Below are 18,347 nucleotides of genomic sequence, written 5' to 3'. Positions count from 1 at the left end.
ACAGCCTATTTTTCTTTTGAGGCACGATACCAGCCAAGCAAGACCTCAAGAATCGCTTGCAAATGGTCGGCAATCATTCTCGTATCAGGGTCAATTAATAAGTCACCGAGAACTTCTTCAACAGGAGAATTTACCTCATCAATAAGCCGCGAAACCGGGCGATGCACCCGCCGCTCTACTGACGTCAGGTCTGTTTGCTTTCCCTGATGAAGCAGTCGAATCACTTCCCAGTGTTCAGGTCCCCACTGTTGCGCAATACCCTTCCACCCTTCACTCACTTCCAACTTAGAGACAGAGATATTACTTCTGACAGGAGTGGCAAGCTCCTCCTCAGAACGTTCAACAACCAACTTGATAGATTTATGTGTCGTCCTTAGGAGAGTCTCAACGATTGCTTGCAAGTGACTGGCAATCGTTTTCGTATCAGGGTCAATCAATAAATCACCGAGGACTTCTTCGACAGGGGAATTGATCTCATCAATAAGCCGCGAAACCGGGCGATGAGTCTGACGTTCCACCAGCACCAGTTCTTTATGCTGGGCGTGATGAAGCAGTCGAATCACTTCCCAGTGTTCAGGTCCCCACTGCTGTACAATACCCTTCCACTCTTCATCTACCTCTAACTCAGAGACAGAGGTGTTCCTGATCACAGGAGTGACGACAGGTACCACCTCTGGTATAGATATACTTTGCGGAGATTGTTCTTCCCGGTCTTCCTCCTTCTCAATAGTTAATCGCCCTTGCAGTTGGTCAGATTCTGCCCGTAACCTTGAAATAGCCTCTGTATTCAGCGATACAGCTCCTTCCCCCACCCCAACAGTCAATCGCTCTTGCAATTGATCAGATTCTTCTTGCAACTTTTCCAGAGCTTCCGCATCCAGTGGAACAGCAGATGGGAGTATCTGGGGCGAAGCGGAAATCACAATCTTAGATACTGTCTGCCTTTCAGGTTCTTTCGCCTGGACAGATGGTTTGTTCGTTAATACTACCTCAATTGCTTCTTGCCAATTCACGTCAATTGTGGGGGCAAAAGGCGAGACGGCGCTTTGATACAACTTTCGCTGAACATGATCTGCATATTTCAGGATACCCGACAATGCCTGGGAAAAGCCTGCATCAGTGAAGGCTGCATTAATATGTGCCACGGTGATAGGTGCATATGGTTTCTCTACCAACGCCCATTTAAACGGTTCCCTCTCAACAGCTTGACGTTTTCCTTTCCCATACCGTGCAATCAATGCGGGACGATCAAATTTCGAGCTGAGATAGTTATCAACCGCTGCAATCGCCCGTTTATACCCATCGTCGAGCGCATGCTTTTGCCGCATCTTCTGGTAAAACTTTGTCTGGGTATTAAAACCGGTCAGTTTATAGAGCACAGCTGGCGGTATTTGTGTCCAATCACCGCCCTGGCGCAACCATGCTTCTGCAACTAATTGTGCATCAATATCACAATCAGGAACAGCTAATACCTGGATATACCACTGCATTGGAGTCAGTGGCACGGTATACACTACGCAAAAATCGGCGATCCAGGGAATCAGATATTTATCGAGATCCGCAAAACTCTCGCGATAGTGTTTCCACAACGAGAAGAGCCGATCGCAGGCCTGGGCTGGATTCGTAAAGCCAATACATCCCAGTGCTTCGTACGCATGAATAAAGATATAGCCCACATCGGTGGCTGGATAGCGACCAGAACGGACCTCACTACGCCAGTAGAAATACCAGTTGAGCTGGCTGGTGTTCATAAGCGTAAAATCAGGGTGGTAGTGCTTAAATTTCTCCAGTGGTACAGGGCCATGCGACCGATCTTTCCACTGCCGAGCCTGATCCCAGAAGGAAAGCGTTTCTGTACGCATAAGGGGTAAGGCTGGCTCTTTCTTCTGCCCCTGTTTGATATCTGGCCTGACAGTAACCTTCTCATGTGGTACAGGCACTGGCTTCGCCTCTGTCCTGGGTAAATCGCTAGACCCTCCGAAGATATCTGCATTCTGTTGAGTTGTAGATGACAAAGAGCGCAGATCTTCTTCATCCTCAACGGTCAGACGTTCTCTCAATTGCTCAGATTCATGCTGCAATCGCACAATGATATGCTGATTAAGTTCAATAGAACGGCCTTTGGGTGCAGAAGCAGGTTTGGACTCTACACTCTGAGAAACAGCGCTGTCAGTTCCTCCTGTTGCGCGTGACGCACCAGTGGCGGGTGCAGCGGGGGAAGATGAGACGTGCTGTGCCTGACTGCGCTTCAGCATCTCGAAATGTTGCAGAAGCTTCTCCTGTTGAGCCTCATATTTCCTTCCAACTGCTCCGGGCTCTACTGGAGTACCATTTGTAGCGACTGGCCTCGACTCTTTTGGCTCTGACGATGGTAAAGTGGTCTCCTCCTCGAGCGGCTTCGACTCTTTTGGCACTTTATTCAATTCAGCTGAGGGATATCGTACTGGGCTTTGCCTCAGCATCTCGAAATGTTGCAGAAGCTTCTCCTGTTGAGCTTCGTATTTATGCCCAGTGCCCGCTTCAGATACTACCGTAGAGCTATCTGAAGCGGCTGGTTTCTCCGTTTTAGGCTGCGAAGAAGATGGTAAAGGGACAGACGATCCCTCGGGCTGTTTGGACTCTTTTTGCTCGATATTCGCTTCAGTTGAGACATGCTGCACCCAGCTTTGCTTTTGAGCTTGTGCAAGAGGCACCTGCGTGTGAATAGCACGGTATAGGCTTGCTGATTCTACAGTCTCTTGTTGAATTTCAGCACTTCCATGAGCTGAACGCAGAACAGATACGCGTTTATCTAGCAAATTTAGAAACACTTTGTGAGCAACATTTAGGTTAGAGATATGTTCGACAAGCACCGTCAAAAAGGCTTTTCGAGCAATGGTTAGATTGGGATCACGCTCATCATTTATTCGAACAGATGCTGGGGGAGCTACACTACCATTTGAGGCTGCTTGCTCTATTTTTGACTCAGATGAAAGAGAAGGCCGTATGGCAGGTGCGGTAGATAATAAGGGGCGCCGCACTCGACTTTGCTTCAGCATCTCGAAATGTTGCAGAAGCTTCTCCTGTTGAGCCTCGTATTTCCTTCCAACTGCTCCGGGCTCTACTGGAGTACTATTTGTAACGACTGGCCTCGACTCTTTTGGCTCTGACGATGGTAAAGTGATCTCCTCCTCGAGCGGCTTCGACTCTTTTGGCACTTTATTCAATTCAGCTGAGAGATACTGTACCGGGCTTTGCTTCAGCATCTCGAAATGTTGCAGAAGCTTCTCTTGTTGAGCTTCATATTTCCTTCCAGCCACCTCCGTCTCTAATGAAGCGTGATCAGAAGTTGCTGGCTTCTCTGCTTTGGATGATGGAGAAGCTGTTGCACTCTCGGGGAGAGTTGACTCTTTTGGCTTACTACTTGTTTCTACAGGGGCACGCTGCAGCCGGTTTTGCTTCAGCATTTCGAGGTATTGCGCAATTTTCTCTCTCTGAGCTTCATCGCTACGCCCAAACGCATCAGGTATTGCAGTGCTACCTGACACGGCTGGCTTCTCCATTTCAGACTGCCCGGACTCTTTTTGCGCTCTACTCAATTCAGCTGAACGATTGCTAGCAACTATATCAACAGAGCCTTTCAGTGGGTCAAAAAGATAATGAGCGCCAAGCTGTTCGCAATATTTTTCTGGCACATGTAATACTCGCAAAATTGCTGGGGTTAATGCACTCTTTGAGGCGATGGAAAAGGTCGCCCATGCCCATGAAATTTTGGAGCAGATTTCAGATGCATGCTCTGCCTCCAACAAGTAATCTAGTTCCTGGAAAATCACCAGTGTCCATGCGTGCGATACGAGCTCAGGCTCTTCACGCAAGGTCTCTGGTGATGCAACAGTCACATGACGGCTCCGAATAGCGCTTGCCACAACCGCTCTCTTTTTCGCAGGAACTACCCAGAGAATACGCGCCTGCGGATTGTCCCGCACCAGGTCCTTCCAGGCTGCCTCAAGCATCATTGTCAGTCCCGTCTGATGAGGGGCAACAATTCCACCGGGTATGCCATGTTGCCGCAGTTGCATGAATAAAGAACGCGCTCGTTCAACATATGTTGCGCCAACAGGCTTAATTGTGCGAGCAGGTGCCTGGTCGGGGAGAAGAGCGAGGCGCTGGGTGTCAAAACCCATGACCTCTTCTAGTCGTAATACTGCTGCTCGCTGCTGCAATACCGTGTCAACAAAATCGCGTGCGTTCTCTGGCCACTCAAACCAGATCCCATGCTGTCGCACAAAACGCTGAGAGCGCTGATACGCAGTGAGTAAAGCATCTATATTCAGAGCATGCTGTTGATACTTATATGTTGTGGTAATGCTATACGCACCAATCCCGTTCTCAAATGCATGAGCAAGCGAGACGGTTGGCTTTAAGGTAGGAATAGACACAACAGGGTGAGCCTGGCTTATTTTAGCCGCCAGATCATCGCTTATCTGGTGATAACGCTGCATGGTCGGCAGTTGCTCACGAATAAAGAGGGGAATACTTTCTCCTTCGAGAGTAATCGCCGAACTGCTTTGCAGCAAATAGGTCATGACAGGGGTTAAGGCCTCGCGTGAGAATTGAATCACCGTCCGATCAGCTAACAACGCATCAAAATCCCCTTGAGGCACTCTGATCGTAGAGAGCAATTGAGGGTAATTACATTGCAAGGCAAGGGTAACAGCGCTACTACTCACATTGTGAACAACTACCTGTGGGACAAAGTCAGTGATAACCTGGAAATGAGCACGCGTGGGTAGATACTGTTGTAGGTAAGAAATATTCGACTCTAACAGGACAGTGGCATGCTGCGGAGAGTACACCGGATTTTTTAAATGCGCATCCAGGCTAGCCGAAAGGGGAAGTTTTAACGGCCAGATATTCGCCCCTTTTTGAAACCAGCCCATTCCCAGGTAACGATCCGCACCTTCATAATGCCCCTCAATACACTCCAAAGAGCGATTAAGCTCCCAGACCAGCGCGAAATCTTGTGGTTGAGTTCCTTCCACTAGTTGAGCGAGTGCAGATGAATCAACAAGAAGCTTTTTCGATACATGAGGAAAGAGGCTCTGCAAGAACTGTTTTATCAATGGATAAGGTTGAGGTCCTAGGTGAATACGCTGATTCTCTATCCACTGAATAAGTGGCTCTGGCAATACATGGCGCAGTTGTGATGGCTGCCAATCTTTGAGCAACTGGTTGTTCTGAGATAACTTGACCTCGATGCCACCATCAACAATTGTACGGATAGGTAGGGACTTACGTCCTTTCCCCCCGTCCAAACGCAGCAGGCGAGTTTCCCCGCACTGCGCTTTCCAGTACTCGACATGACCTATTCGGCCCTTGCGTATGAGGTGGTGGATTTGGGTTGCCCCCGTGAAGAGCACCAGTTTGAGCACAGCACAACCTGTTGCATGGCATCCCCCACTCTGCTGGAGAACATGATGCCACTACTCCAACCGTCATCTGCTTTCCTCACTGCATCCATTCTTCCTCTCGTCAAGCGTCTTTCCCTGGCGGACCTTCACCATGTCCTCGCCATTACAGCGTGGCGTTCGGTTACTATGCCGCCTCCGCCCTCTCTGCCGCACGCTAGCATTCTCGCGTCTCTGTCGAGTAAAGCGGTTTGAGAGTTCCCCCATTCCAAGTAAAGAAGTTCTAGTGACCCTTAGCTCGCCTCCTATACGCCGGGCGGACTTCGGAGCAATTCCAGCCATAATTTACACATAGCCGGACAGCCGCCATCCCATTTTGGGTCGGGTGTGTCAGCCATTTCACCCGTCTTATCTAACGACGCTTCGGACGAAGGTTTCTCTCGTCGGCATAGGTCACAGGGTTCGGTCTTGGGTCCTTTCGGCTAGGATCACAAGCTCCTTTGTCAGCGGGCTTCACACCTAAAGCCTTGCTGAGGCTTTACGCATGCCGCTCAACCCTTATGCCATTACTCAAGCATATCTCTTTTGAGAAACTCCTTTACCCGTGAAAGGGCGCACGCAAATGAAATAATCAGCGGTGAATGTCCAGGAAATAAAAATGATAGCGGAGACAAATGACTTCTTTTCATAAATATTGCCACCATGAGAGAAACCTTTTTTTGGCACTTCCTAAAAGTTTTGCTCTCTCTGTCCTATCTATCTGATGCCATCTGCGGGATATTCTTTTTTGAAGAGCTTTATTATTGCTAGCAGTGTATCGATTTCTATGTTTACTGTCAAGAAAAAATAGACATTTTTAGCAAAAAACGCGGTATTTCCCTTGCTCATCTGCTTTTTACGCAGACTATCATATAAATAATATCTTCAAGAAGGTGTTCGATGAGAGAAAAATGATAGTTGCTCTCTCTTGGCCTGTTACCACCTTTTTTCACCTAAGAATATTTACGCATTTAATACTTGACAAGTATATACCATTTCATTAATATAACAAATAGTTTGGATGAGTTATAAATTTGTAAGCATTCTGGGTAAAACCCATTATAAAAATCCAGCTCGTTCAAATGCGCTGATTCCTCGAAAATTCCAAAATCGTCAGAACGCTTTTTTTATCAAACTATAAAAGATTATAGCTTGATCTTTCACGCTCTTTTTTAACACAATACAACTGTAATGATCATAATGAAGGTCGTGGGATGAGAGAGCGTTGTAACATTTTCGAGAACATCAGAGCAAATGTTTTTAATCAGTCAGTCTTTTAATTTTTATGCTTCTATCTCTTTTTCGTACAAATATTTCCTCCTCACAAGGAATGTAACGGAGACCAACTATGGGCATACGCGAATCTAGACTTGCTCAGAATACAAACTATAGCCATATCGCAACCGATCTCGCCGATTTGATGGACGAGGGGCAAAAGCTAGGAGTCTCAGAAGGAATACAACGCGTTGAATTAATCTGTGAACAATACAAATCGCTGACCCCTCACTCCGCCTACTTATGGCTCGATCCCCCAGGGTTCCAACACGAGATTGAAGATGCTCAAACCAATACACGCTGGATGCATTTTGTACGAGGTCTGCGCAATATTTTTAGCCTGGCACCACTGATCACCACCTGGGTAGGCCTCTATGAAGGTGTGAATGCTTACCAGGAATATATCGCCACCCCGGGCAGCAACAAACAGGGATCGTTTCTGGCCCTCTGGCAGGCGGGGTTTGATGGTCGCGTCCTTCCCTTCACCATGACCGCTCTCCTGGACGTCATCTTCCTGGTCGGCTATCTTCTCCTCATTTTGTATGAACAGTACCTGGAGAGCCAGGTGACGAGCAAAGCCGCAAAATATACCAGGAAGCTTCAAAGCAAAATTGATGAGCTGGTCACCTGCGTCGCGGAAGAGGGCTACCCCCTGATCACCGATCAGTCAGACCTGGATCGAGCAGTCAATGGCATCAAAAGTGTCGTTGATAGCACGACAGAGGCACTGAAACAAATTGTCAATCATACCGTAACCTCGCTCAACACCATGATGGAGCAGAACTTCAAAGACTTTAGGCAATGCCTGAGCGAGAATACCGCGCTTGTACAAACGAGCATTGACAATGCCACCAAGACACAAGAGAGTGCGCTCGAGAAAGTAGAACAATCCCTCGACTTACTCCTGTACAACACCCATACAACAGTCAAACAATATATTGATGACGCTACAGAGAGTCAGAACCAGCGCCTAGAACGCTTTGAGCAAGCGCTACAAACAGTCCTGAACGAGACCAGCACTACTACCAAAGAGATGGTGAATGCAGCGACGGACTCGGTAACCACCGTCCACGAGTTGGTGACAGAGACCGTTGTCCCCATGATGAAGGACTTCCGCCAGGATATGACGTCGTTGCATGTTGAGCTGGCAAATTATCAGGGACGTCTCAACGATCTCTCGCAGGTCGGCCATGAACTCGCCACAGCAAGCCAGGGACTGGCAGGGGCCTCACAAAGTCTGGTTGATAACGCGGATAGATACGTCAATATTGGGCAGGAGATTAGTGTACAAATAGCCGAACTCAATGCCACACAAAGGGATGTCCTGCGCGAAATTGAGAGTGTGGTTGGAGGAGTGACCACCGCGGCAGAGCACATGAACAGCGCCAGTACCAATATGATCAGTGCCACACAAAAAATTGAAGATCTCGCAACACATCTAGGAACTGACTTCGATCAGACCATTGAAAAAATGTCACGCAATCTTGAGTATGCGCAAACGCAGACGGACCATGCCGTCAAACATCTTGAGAGTGAAGCCAACAAGACCCTTGAGTTAACATCGAAAGATCTGCATAAGACCAGCAGCGTGCTAGCTCAAGTTGGCCCTGAACTTGTTCAATCCGTCAAGGATCTCAAGCAGGCAAGTGAGGATTTGTCTGACGTCGAGGTATCCTGGCCCTTTAGAAAACGTCGCACTAGAAGTACCGTTACCGCGGGAGGACATGCATGAGGAAACGGTCCTTCCGCAGTTCGCCTGTCTCTGTTGGCTGGCTCTTTGCCGATCTCTTGCTGGCGCTCGCGATGATTTTTCTCATCGCGAACACCAACATTACGCCACTTAAAGCGAGCATTCGTCCAAAACCAACGCCAACGCCGACAGCCACGCCATCGCCAACGCCTGTACCTATTCCAAGGCTTGAGCTACAGCCGCATCGCTTTACCATCACTATCGATGCCAATGGCTATCTCAGCAATAATGCGGATGCCATCAATAACGCAAAGAAGCAGATCCGCAGCCAGGGCTTTCTCAATGGGCGAAGTGTCGGCCTTGTGATTGCCTATGGAGGGGCACCGACGACCGATAATATTCCCACAGCCCTTGATATTGCCGCCAAAACATACGATGTATGCAAGAGCATAGGTAGAGATCGCTTTGCTTTCGAAAACGCATCCTATTACACTGAAAAGCTCTATCGCCTTGGAGATTCGCCCGACACCGTAACCATTGACGTATTTCTTTTCAAGGTGTAGTAAGCTTTTCTACATTTGACGATCATTGTCGGTTCAGCAGCACGATAAACCCTTGGAGCAGGTCTAGACCTGCTCCAAGGGTTTATCGTGCTGCTGAACTTTTAACTGAGTCTTTTCTATGCAAGATCAATAAATCTATTTCATATCGACTTGCACTGCATAAGTGCAATCCCTACAAGGTGAACAAAGAATATACACAGCATGAGAGTACGGGGAAATTGACCTGAAGTAATGTTGATTTGTATACTTGTTCTAGGATAGGAACATAAAATATGAATGAAACATGTATCTGTATGAGCAAGATGAGTAGGATACAAGAAGGGCTTGTGCAATTAGAATGGGAAAGTTCCCTGCAAGCCTCCCTATCTGATGTTCCTATCTACACTATTGGATATGGCGGACGCTCGTTTGGGCAGTTCATAAGCCTGCTACACAAATATGAGATAGAGTGGTTAATAGATGTTCGATCTCAACCTCACTCCCGTTTCAATCAGCAATTTTCAAAGCAGTCGCTTGAAAAGGCTCTTCATCAGCATCATATACGCTATCTCTTCATAGGAGATACGTTGGGAGGGCGCCCCAATGATGAAACATGTTATGTCGATGGGCGGGTTGCGTATGCGAAAGTGAGAAAAAGAGAGTTTTACCGATAAGGCATTAATCGACTACGCACGGCATGGGAGAAACAAATTCCAGTAGCTTTGATGTGTGCTGAGTTCAAGCCACACGAGTGCCATCACAGCAAATTGATTGGAAATACCCTTACAGATGAGAACATCGAGGTCAAACATATTGACGAATTTGGTGAATTAAAGTCGCAAGAAGATATCAAAAAACTCATACTTAGCCACCAGGGTTCGAATAAACAGCAAACGTTATTTAATGATGAGCAAGCTGCTTCATCCCTGGATGATCGAATGAACTTTTCACGCAAAAAGTATGCTGCAACACGCAAGGATGGATAAGTACTCATGCTATAATCAGGGCTTCCTTGTTCTCCATTACTCTGACCTCAGCTCGCTGTACACTCCATTGCTCTGAATGCAACAGACACGAAGAGTTTCCTGAGAAAAAGGAAGCCTCCTCTACTCATGTGCATTGAAAGGCCTTCAATTATCATCCCCCCCGCGTTGCTGACACTGCCAGCACGTCCTTTTCTGACTCTTCCAGAGGCAGATCCGACGCCACTATCTGTCCCCCTTCCATATGGACATGATAGTGAAAGGCATCGCGATCAAAGGCGTGGACATGGGAGATTAAGATTACCTGATTGAATTGTTGCGCAATGATGCCAGTGGACAACAATTCAACCAGGGCCTGGGCACGCTGGGAATCAAAGGCACTCAGTGGCTCATCCAGGAAAATAAATCCCGGTGCTACACCTAACTCCTGGGGGAGAGTTGCTAACGCGAAGGCCAGGCGCAGGGCCAATGAACATTGATCACGGGTTCCACCAGAGAAGAGGTTCTTTGCCACAAAGCGCCCTGCCGCTGGATCCCAAACACGGATGCGATAGTCTACGGTGCTGGGCGCGCCATTGCTCTCTTCCGAAGTCAGGCGCACATCACGATAGCGTCCACCGGTTAATTGTTGGAGCAGCGGCTGCATGTTGCGCTCAGTAATAGGCAAAACATGACGCGCGATGCGATCTCTTGTTTCCTGAATAAGTCTCGCTCCCAAATCACAGATCTGGCGCTCTTCCCGCAGTTCATCTACCTTCTGTTGACACTCGTCAATATCAAGTGGCGTCTCAGGTTGTTGCAATTCGTCGGAGAGAGAACGTACCTGTTGACCAACTGCGTAAAGATCTTTCCTTATCTGCTCCAGGTCGTTTGTCACCTGGTTCTCCTCATCAGAGGACACTACTGCGATAAGTGGCCAGCAAACTATCAGGCTATCAGTGGTATATATTGACGGGTGTGCCAGACCGCGGCCAGTGAGAATGCTATTGATGGTTTGCTGATGTTGCTGGACATCTACTTCGTTGCTCTTGATCCTTTGCGCGATTTGCCCCTGTTCGCCGAGGGCCTTCTCTAGATCAGTGCGCGTGCCTAGCTCATCCATCACATCCAATGCATTCTGGAGGGCACTTCCTGTAATGCTTAGGGTTGTTCTCAATACCTCTTCATAAGGAAGATTGAACGCACTCTCCTCTGGCATCACGGGACACGAAGGCAATCCCGTAATATGTAGGAGCTGGCAGGCATCCAGAAGATTTCTGAGTTGAACTGAGGTCGAGGTCAGTTCCTGGTTAAAGCGGTCTTTCTGCTCTTGATAATCCTTCTGAAGCGAGGGATACTTCGCCCAATCGTCCTCTAATGACTGCACCCGCGACTGCGCCCGCCCGCGTTCCAGTTCTACTTCTTTCTCAGTTGGTACAGCAATCTTTTGTAGCAAAGAGTGCATGTCTGCTTCCTGCTGCAAACAGAGCGCCTCTACTCTGTTGAGAGCTTCCTGTGCCTGTAATACTCCCGTGATTGGATCTCCCGCTTGCCGAGCGATAACGAGATCTTTTGCCTGGTGCACAGCCATCTCTGCTTTTCTTCGATCAGCCTCAGCCTCGTCAATGAAGGTCGTCGTATTACGTTCATGCTGCTCCTGAGCTGCCTTCGCCGCATTTAGCTTTTCTGTACAGGTAGCAAGAGCCAACTGCACAGTGGAGCTAGTGGACGGCCACAGTCCGTCCACCCAGAATTGCTGCGCCTGTTGCGCTATCGTGGTTACGCATCCCTCATGCTCCGCGAGACGCGCTTGCAATACGTCAATTACTGGCGCAGGATCTCCCATCTCTTGAACAAGAGACAACGCGTTTCTGTTTTCCTCGACACAGGCACGTGCCTGCTTTAGTTGTTCTGTTAAGGCTGCGTGTTTCCCTTGTACCCGCTGTGCCGCCTCTTGTAAAGCGTGGAGCCCTGGCTTCGCCTCCAGTTGCTTGCGCAAATTCTCCTGGAGATCACTACCAGTCACAACGTCTGCGGGAATGGCAAAGCCGGACGTCTGGAGTTGTTGTTCATAATGTCTCAGCGCCAATGGATCGCCTCCTGCCTGAATCGCTGCCTGGCGCTGCATATCGAGGTATTGAGACTCTCGCTTACACTGATCCAATACAGCAGATGGATTTCTCATTCTCTTTCTCGCTTGCATAAACCAGAGCCAGCAGGCAATAGCCCCTCCTAGCAAACAGAGAAAGAGGACGAGGGCTGGTGCCCAGAGAACTCCCAGCATAAACGCCAGCAACGCCAGGGCCATCAAAATTACGCCAGCGTAAAGTGGGGAACGCGTCCGATTGCGGGCGATTGCAAGCTCCGCTTCTGTTGCCTGTTGCCGAGTAAGTACGATACTTTGTCGCCTCGCATAGTCGCTAATTGCCATCTCTACGCCTTTTAGGCGAATCCAGGCGGAGACTGCATCATGTGCTGTAGACAAGCGAATATCACTCATCACCTGCTGTAGTTCCTGTTCGGCCTGGGAAGTCGCCACCTCTGCACGTTGGACCTCCCTCTCCCACTGCTGTATTGCATCCTGAAGCCTCAGCAGCTCTTGTCTCCTGGCTTGTGCGGCATCGATTTCTCTCAGGACACCGTCGCGCTGTTCGCAAGCTGCTTCCCATTGCCTAACCAGTGTAAGCGCCTGCTCCAGGCGTGTTCGTTTCTCCTCCAGAGCACTCAACTCCTGGACAAGTCGGCGGGATTCGATAGCGGCATCTACACGTCGTTTCCTCAGACGCTCCTGAGCATCGACCAGCGCTTGTTCCTTGCGTTGTTGCTCCTCTTCGGCCTGCTTTAGTTCTCGAAGTTGATGTTGCGCTTCATCAAGCGACATTTTTGCTTGCTGAACGTCTTGTCGTGCTTGCACGACTTGGGCTACAGCCTCGGCAGCTATAGTGACATCGCTCAGATAGGCAGAAGCCGCGGGAAGCGCGGCTTGCTTAATCTCCTTTAGCCGGGCGAGTTCTTCTTCGCTACGGCGTAGTTCTTCACAAGTGTGATCAAGAGAGATCAAGCGCTGGCTCACCTGATCGCTACATGCGATCTGCTCTTTCAGTTTTTCACAGTAGGCCAAACGCTCACGCGCCTCTTGCACACGCTGCTTGCATACGCTCAAAGCAGTCTCAAGTGCCGCTCGCTGGGCTGCCAGATCGCTCACGCGCCCTAGATGCTTAGTAACCTTAACCGCATCCAACCGCTCGGCCAGCTCAGCTTCCCGGGCCGTAGCTACCCTTTCTTTTGCTTGTAGTTGAGCCAATACTAGACGACGCTCCGCCAACCTAAGCTCCTCCCGCTGGTCAGGTTTAAACTTAAATTCGCTTATCAATTTGGTGAGACGATCCAAGCCCAGCAGTTTATGGACAGCCTTTTCACGGTCAGTAGGAGCCAGATCCTCAATACGCCCTAACTCTTTCTGTTCCACAAAACAGGAGTTGCGCAAGCAGTCTCCATCAAGGTTGCCCAACTCTTTGAGTATACGGTCATTCACAGCCCGTATGCGTTGTACGATCTCTTCTGACCCATCAGGCCTTTGAATTTTAAGTGTAACCTGTTGGGTTTTGCCGCGTTCAAAGTAACGCGTTACAATCAATATTTGCGACCCAACGCTGAGCGCTAACTCCACAAACGCGCTTGCCTGACCATGCTGTATTACCTCATCTTGCCGTGCGAGTTTCTCCTCACCAACAAGCGGCTTCCCATACAGAGCCACGTATATCGCCTCAAACAGGGTGGATTTCCCTGCCTCATTCTGCCCTTCAATCAGGATACTCCCCTGATCAGGGAAAGCTATATATACAGAGCGCAGGCCCTTGAAATTGTTCGCACGCAAATACTTTAAAGTAATCATTGGCCTGGCTCCTTTCCAGAGAGTTCATCATAACGATCAAGGACTCGCTGACGCGTTTTGGTCAAAAGAGCACGGAACTCAGGATTGTCAGCCTGTACCATCTGTTCCTGGATAACCTTCTCCAGCGTTTCACGCGGCGCTACACGCTCACCCCGCTCGATGTCCTCCAACGAAAAGTCGCTGGAGAGAGAGAGGTAACTCTCATCTATCTCAAATGAGAAAGCTCGTTGTTGACCATATAACCAGATGCCGCGCAAATCTAGCTCATGGTACTGATCGCGCGTGATCGGACCTTCTAGCCTCAACCGAACCAGGGCATCAGGGGTACAATACGGTTCTATCTTTTGCAGAATCCGTTCAGTGACAGTTGGAAGGAGAGTTTCATCATCCTGTACGACACCACTTTGGGCATATGCTAAAGATGTCTCTTTTTGGGGCAATTGAGCAGGCCAGAGTTCGGTAGTGCGTAGCGTGATCACATGACGAGGCTGAGGCATAATAGGTACGTGCTCGGCACCGCGCAGTCCACGCTGAGTCAACTCCAAATAGACAAAACCAACGGTGTCCGCGCTCTGGCCAAACTCCATCAACTCGGTGGCCCCACAGACAACAATCGTCTTATCGCCAATCGAGAAACGATCATAGGCATGAACGTGCCCGGCCAGTACTACATGAAAGCCTTCCAGCCGGGGCAGGCTGCTCCGACGTACAAAAGTCTCCATCTCGCCTGGGAAGGCATGCCCCTCGATTGCCGCATGCAGGATTAGGATGCCCAGATCAGCCTGGGCAAGCAAGCCCTGCGGATCGGCTATCTGTATCTGATCAAGAGGATCGCCCCCAGGAGGAATATTGGGACGATAACTCAAACCAGCAATCGCTACATGCAGTCCTGCAACATCGATCAACACGGGCTCTATACTGTCTGAAGAGTCAAAAAAGTGCATCCCACGCAGGCGATGATAAACACCTTGCGGGGCAATACCACCCTGTTCCGTTCGCTGGCGTGGCGTATCATGATTGCCGCTTACACCAAATGTACAAATACCTGTTGATCGTAGGCGACCAAGTTGCTCCGCAACAAAATCGCGTTCCTTATTGCGTGGATCAACCGTATCAAAAAGGTCACCGGCTTGTACAAAGATGTGAGCACGCCGTTCAATAGCCGTATCCACGCTTTGTTTGAATGCCATGCCCAGCCGTCTTCTCCGTTCCATGAGCTTTGCCGGTGAGAGTTTCGGACTGTATGCTGAGAGGTGATTATCGGCTGTCAGCACTACCCGTAGTATGCCATCATCTGGTTTCGCTAACCGTTCATCATTCATGGCAGCCTCCACACAAGATCTTTGTTGGTTTCATTTCTTGCCCTACCATTCCTCTTGTTGGCGTGTTACTACAGGTTGACTGCGTATTTGAGCCGCCAAGCGTGCTGCGCTGACATCTTGTCTTGCTCGTCGTAATTCACGCACAATATCCACATCACTGCCCCCCTCAGCCGAGGCACGCCCGGTGACTCGCACCATCACAGGAATGCGCGTCAACTGACCCAATACAATTGCCTCACCCTTGTTCAGTCCAGGCAAATCTTCCAACAGTTCTGCCGAGATCGCTTCAGAAGCTCGCTGTACAGCGCGTTGATCGTCCGGATTCGTGAGCTGCATAATCATTTGGCTACCACATTGCGAGAGAGCGTCAGGATTAATCTTGCTGGGACGTTGGGTAATGATGGTAAGAAAGACACGGAATTTACGACCTTCGGCGGCGATAGTATTAATAATACGGCTGGCTCGGGTCTGGCTGTTAGCTGGAATGAGATTGTGAGCCTCTTCCAGGACAATAAAAAGCGGATGCTGTAGCCGCCCGGTCACTGCTCGCTTCCAGACCTCGCGCAGAATGCGCTCCGCAGCATACGCAGCAACAACCTTATCAGCCCCGGCAAGGTCGAGGACAGTTAGCCGCTGGGGCTGTAGAAGTTCCTGGAGATCCACATCGTGATAATCCCAAATAGGGAAACGGCGCAAATCCTCAATATACTGGGCTGCCTTCCGAGCCGCGCGCCGTTCATCGTTTCCCAGGGTTTCTATCTGGAAACTCTTTTGCGCCTCCCGCTCTGGCAACTCTTCCTCTTCATCTCCAGCAGCAAGGCTCTTTAACGTTGCAATGAGTTCCTCGGGGCGGTAATCCGCCCCTTCCCTTTGCAATCGCTCGCAGGCAAGTTCAATTGCTCTACGTTGATTTGACGCTCGCTCTGAGATACCTGCAAGGTCTGCAATCTCATCGTGATTGAGGTCAGCAAAGCGTGCAGTAAAAGGACGAACATTGCCAATGAGGCTATCAGGGAAGCGTCTACCTTGAATACCTGGAATTCGATAAATGAAAATATCATCAGCAAAAGGCGTTTTATCGGCACTATGGTAGGGGCGCTCCTCCTGCCCTGCCCGCTTGCGCAACTGAACGTAGTCCGAATTCGGATCAAAGACGACAATAGTTGCCCCCTGCTGAAGCAGGCTCTCAAAAAATGTACCTGCCAGATACGATTTGCCAGCACCAGTTTGGGCTATAATGGCCAGATGACGACGCAGGCCATTGGGATCCAACAAAACAGGAACATTCGAGCGGTTAATCAATGAGCCAATGGGGACGCCAGCGGCCACATCTACGCTAAAAAATTGTCGCAGAAGTGCGTCAGAGGCCACATAGACCTTACTTCCCGGAATGGCTGCGCAGCGAGGCAGAAGCACGGCACCATGGGAAAGGTAACCAATAACACGCGCACGCCCGTACATCTTCGGTTGTGGGGCATAAGAACCGTTTAGGATCGCCTGTGTCTCGCTATAGGTAAGATGTTCCGAAAGAATTTCTGAATCTATCCCAATTTCGACGACCTGGGCTAGCATATCCACAAATGAGCCTGCAACCCCGTTTGAAGCTATATCGCCACTTCCCCTTTCCTCCACACCCGGAATAACCAGGTATTCCAAACGTGGAGGAAGTAATTCTCGACTACTGACAAAGGTAAACTCAAGAGGAGATGTTTCCCCCACGATAAAACCAGCCTCGCGTCCGCAAACAGAGGAACGATCGTTTTGCATATTTCGACTCTTCGTATCTGGAATAGAGACGTTTTACCATCTAGCCGATGAAGCGTCTCGTCGAGCGATCATACTGAATGGGATAGCCGAGTTGACGACGCAAGACAGGGAGATAGACCTGGTCAACGGTTGCAGAGTGAAGGCGCACTTCCCGATCGACTACATACAATGCTGCATTGTAGACCGAGAGGCCTCCATATTCTCCTAATAAATAGGACACAACAGGCAGCGCAGTGATATATGAGGCGAGCGTGTGATCAAACTCCAGCAAATGTAAATCGTCCCGGCCAAAGGTGGGAGCCAGAGTATCGACACGCAACACATCCTCACCGGGAGCCAGGCGCACGTAGAAGGTTCCAATTGCTGGGGCAACAAGCAGGCGCTCATGTAAGGGGCTCAACTGTTCCTGCCCCCCCTGCGCTGATTTGGCTTGCCGAAGTTGTGCAGCCAGAGCCGCCACCTTTTGTGCGCTGGTGTGGCCAAAGGACGTTGAGCCAAGGAGCACAGGATCAGTGATACCACTGCCCACCGCCCAGCGATAAAGAAGTTCACCATCTGATGGCAATCGAGGGAGATCTCTTCTTAGCAAGTCAGGATGGTGCTGATTACCATTGGAAGAGCCGTTTTCTGCGCTCACTGCCTGCATAGTCGCCTCTGGCGTCTGATCAAGGTCTCCTTGCTGAAGATTAGCAGCTATGGCAGGTTGACGCTCTGCAAGCAAGGCATGGCCCAAAATCGTTGAGCGAGTCCTTTTCGCAATTCCTAGCAAGAGAACACCACGCTGCTGGCAGAGATCAAAGAGATCCAGATATTGTCCTAATACCTTCGAAGGGAGGTCTTCATAGCCACCAATAGCGAGGTTGTACAATAAATAGGGGAGGTCCGCGTAGAGAGATCCATCAAGCAGGAGAACATTCCCTAACCCCTCTCGTACAAATTTTAGGGCCAGGTCCAGTTCAAGTGAACGCATCAGTAGCGATGCACAGCGATTGAGAGCAGGAAGCTCAATCTCCCCACGCAGCAACAGGGTATCAGCAACAGATAGGCGCAGACCGTCTGGCCCAAGCAGCAGTGCTTGAGCAACAATCCAGTCTGCTCCAATGCTCAAAGCACGTATAGCTCGCGACCCATCTACTGCACCAGCCTGAGGCTTCTGGTGGAGCGCATCTCCCACAACTTCCGGCGACAACGGATGCCAATGCGCCTGGATACCTGCAGCGAGCCTCTGCTCAATATCTCCGTGAGGTTTTTCGGTAAATCCTGTCAGAAACTCATCTCGCCGTAGATGAATACTCTCAGCAATTAAGTCGATAAATGAAGCCATTTTCCAAACCACTTCTTGATGATCATCAACGATCACACGGCCCACTCAACATAAAAGCGCAGGTATCACGTAATGCATAAATAAGAGTGCAGAATAGAGATCAGGCGCCCCCCTGTTCTTGCTCTAGTCCTTGATTTCCCCCTC

Annotated in this window: 8 protein-coding genes; 3 read left to right on the top strand and 5 right to left on the bottom strand. The window is 49.6% G+C overall.

Features of this window, described 5'->3' with window-relative positions; genetic code table 11:
• Positions 1 to 5: 5 nt before the first annotated feature.
• The gene (locus KTE_RS37405; protein WP_201390803.1) at positions 6 to 5,411 is read right to left on the bottom strand and encodes a TerB N-terminal domain-containing protein; all 5,406 of its coding nucleotides are present in this window, start codon (positions 5,409 to 5,411) and stop codon (positions 6 to 8) included.
• A gap of 1,363 nt (positions 5,412 to 6,774) precedes the next feature.
• On the opposite strand from KTE_RS37405, the gene KTE_RS37400 reads away from it, so the two are divergent.
• The 3 genes from KTE_RS37400 (at position 6,775) to KTE_RS50130 (ending at position 9,607) form a co-directional block, all read left to right on the top strand.
• Positions 6,775 to 8,433, top strand: coding sequence for a hypothetical protein (locus KTE_RS37400; RefSeq protein ID WP_201390801.1), 1,659 nt, complete (start codon positions 6,775 to 6,777; stop codon positions 8,431 to 8,433).
• Positions 8,430 to 8,954, top strand: coding sequence for a hypothetical protein (locus KTE_RS37395; RefSeq protein WP_201390799.1), 525 nt, complete (start codon positions 8,430 to 8,432; stop codon positions 8,952 to 8,954). The genes KTE_RS37400 and KTE_RS37395 overlap by 4 nt, the downstream gene beginning before the upstream one ends.
• 272 nt (positions 8,955 to 9,226) lie before the next feature.
• A complete protein-coding gene (locus KTE_RS50130; RefSeq protein ID WP_201390797.1) occupies positions 9,227 to 9,607 on the top strand; it encodes a DUF488 family protein in 381 nt (126 codons plus the stop codon).
• A gap of 463 nt (positions 9,608 to 10,070) precedes the next feature.
• Here the strand turns inward: KTE_RS50130 and KTE_RS37385 are convergent, their stop codons facing one another.
• From KTE_RS37385 to KTE_RS37370, 4 genes are read right to left on the bottom strand one after another with little or no spacing between them, the layout of a single operon-like run.
• The gene (locus KTE_RS37385) at positions 10,071 to 13,790 is read right to left on the bottom strand and encodes an AAA family ATPase (protein ID WP_201390795.1); all 3,720 of its coding nucleotides are present in this window, start codon (positions 13,788 to 13,790) and stop codon (positions 10,071 to 10,073) included.
• Positions 13,787 to 15,112 (bottom strand): metallophosphoesterase, encoded by a 1,326-nt coding sequence (locus tag KTE_RS37380; RefSeq protein ID WP_201390793.1) that lies wholly within the window; start codon positions 15,110 to 15,112, stop codon positions 13,787 to 13,789. The genes KTE_RS37385 and KTE_RS37380 overlap by 4 nt, the downstream gene beginning before the upstream one ends.
• Positions 15,113 to 15,154: 42 nt before the next feature.
• Positions 15,155 to 16,879 carry an ATP-binding protein gene (locus tag KTE_RS37375; RefSeq protein ID WP_201390791.1) on the bottom strand — a complete coding sequence of 575 codons (1,725 nt, stop codon included), beginning with the start codon at positions 16,877 to 16,879 and terminating at the stop codon, positions 15,155 to 15,157.
• Between the two features lie 40 nt (positions 16,880 to 16,919).
• On the bottom strand, positions 16,920 to 18,203 hold the full coding sequence (locus KTE_RS37370; protein WP_201390789.1) for a DNA double-strand break repair nuclease NurA: 1,284 nt from the start codon (positions 18,201 to 18,203) through the stop codon (positions 16,920 to 16,922).
• Positions 18,204 to 18,347: the final 144 nt, after the last annotated feature.

Origin of the sequence: Ktedonobacter sp. SOSP1-85 (assembly GCF_016587415.1) — a bacterium.
Lineage (GTDB): Bacteria > Chloroflexota > Ktedonobacteria > Ktedonobacterales > Ktedonobacteraceae > Ktedonobacter.
The sequence above is the reverse complement of the archived record's forward strand: the minus strand, read 5'-3'. Positions and strand labels throughout refer to the sequence as shown.